The 1712-nt window shown below is 60.5% G+C and carries 3 protein-coding genes; all 3 read left to right on the top strand.

What is annotated here, in order from left to right:
* Nucleotides 1-771: D-amino acid dehydrogenase (locus BKD70_RS23330; RefSeq protein WP_139145827.1), on the top strand; the 771-nt coding region annotated here is incomplete at its 5' end.
* Complete coding sequence (locus BKD70_RS23325) at nt 743-1096, top strand: RidA family protein (RefSeq protein WP_003195456.1); 354 nt, start codon at nt 743-745, stop codon at nt 1094-1096. The genes BKD70_RS23330 and BKD70_RS23325, both read left to right, overlap by 29 nt.
* 79 nt (nt 1097-1175) lie before the next feature.
* Nucleotides 1176-1712, top strand: a 537-nt coding sequence (gene alr, locus BKD70_RS23320; RefSeq protein WP_070415490.1) for an alanine racemase, incomplete at its 3' end; no start/stop codon positions are given.

The raw sequence follows: 1712 nt of genomic DNA, 5'->3' as shown, positions 1-1712 counted from the left end.
GCCCTGGCCAGCGTCACCGATATCCTCGCGGGTGCCTTGCGCCTGCCCAACGACCAGACGGGCGATTGCCAGATGTTCACCACGCGCCTGGTCGAAATGTGCAAACAATTGGGCGTGGAATTCCGCTTCGAACAAGACATCCAGCGCCTGGACTACGCAGGCGACCGCATCAACGGTGTGCTGATCGACGGCAAGCTGGAAACTGCCGACCGCTATGTACTGGCTCTCGGCAGTTACTCGCCCAAGTTGCTCAAGCCATTGGGGATCAAGGCGCCGGTGTACCCGCTCAAGGGTTATTCGCTGACTGTGCCGATCACTAACCCGGCAATGGCGCCGACCTCGACCATTCTTGATGAAACCTACAAAGTCGCGATCACCCGTTTCGACAACCGTATTCGCGTCGGTGGCATGGCTGAAATAGCCGGTTTTGACCTGTCGCTGAACCCGCGGCGACGTGAAACCCTGGAGATGATCGTCAACGACCTTTATCCTCAGGGCGGCGATCTGGCCCAGGCCAGTTTCTGGACCGGCCTGCGCCCGACCACCCCGGACGGTACACCGATTGTGGGTGCCACGCCGTTCAAGAACCTGTTCCTGAATACAGGCCACGGTACCCTCGGTTGGACCATGGCCTGTGGTTCGGGTCGCTTGCTGGCCGACCTGATGGCGAAGAAAACGCCGCAGATCAGCGCCGCAGGCCTCGATATTTCCCGTTATGGCAACCACCAGGAGTCCGCACAACATGTCAATCCAGCGCCAGCTCACCAATGAGCGCATGAGCCAGATCGTTGTCCACAGCGGTACCGTGTACCTGGCAGGGCAAGTTGGCGACGACATGAGCGCCGGGATTGAGCAGCAGACCCGTGAAACCCTGGTCAATATCGAGCGCTTGCTGGACCTTGCCGGTACCGACAAATCCAGGTTGCTGTCGGTAACGATCTACCTGAAGGACATCGACGCCGACTTCGCTTTGATGAACGCGGTATGGGACAAATGGCTGCCCAAAGGCGTCGCCCCGGCCCGCGCCACTGTGCAAGCCAAGCTGTGCGAACCCGAGATTCTGGTAGAGCTGTCTGTCGTGGCTGCGCTGCCTTAACAATGATCCCTCTCCCGGTGCCGGCGTTGTTGGTCGGCACCGGTTTTTTATTGACTTTCCTGCCTACAAGCCTGCCGCCATGCGTCCAGCCCGTGCCCTGATTGATCTCCAAGCCCTGCGCCATAACTACCAATTGGCCCGAGAAGTCACCGGGGCCAAGGCCCTCGCCGTGATCAAGGCCGATGCCTACGGCCATGGCGCGGTGCCCGTGGCCCAGGCACTGGAGGCGCAAGCCGACGGGTTCGCGGTGGCGTGCATCGAGGAAGCGCTGGAACTGCGCGCCGCCGGCATTCGTGCGCCGGTGTTGCTGCTGGAAGGTTTTTTCGAAGCCGACGAGTTGCCGCTGATCATCGAGCAGGATTTGTGGTGCGTGGTGCATTCGCTTTGGCAGTTGGACGCCATCGAGCAAGCTCGTTTGAGCAAGCCGCTGACAGTGTGGCTGAAGCTGGACTCGGGCATGCACCGTGTGGGCCTGCACCCCAAGGATTACCAGGAGGCGTATCAGCGCCTGCTGGCGAGTGGCAAAGTGGCGAAAATCGTGCTGATGAGCCATTTTGCCCGCGCCGATGAGCTCGATTGCGTCAGCAGCAACGAACAAGTAACGGTGTTTGAGGCG

The organism is Pseudomonas sp. BS-2016 (assembly GCF_001806145.1).
Classification (GTDB): domain Bacteria; phylum Pseudomonadota; class Gammaproteobacteria; order Pseudomonadales; family Pseudomonadaceae; genus Aquipseudomonas; species Aquipseudomonas lundensis.
This window is presented reverse-complemented; position numbering and strand designations above follow the sequence as displayed.

What these genes read in the sequence shown, in the direction of transcription:
- BKD70_RS23325 (WP_003195456.1), top strand. Translation starts at nt 743, where the DNA reads ATGTCAATCCAGCGCCAGCTCACCAATGAGCGCATGAGCCAGATCGTT.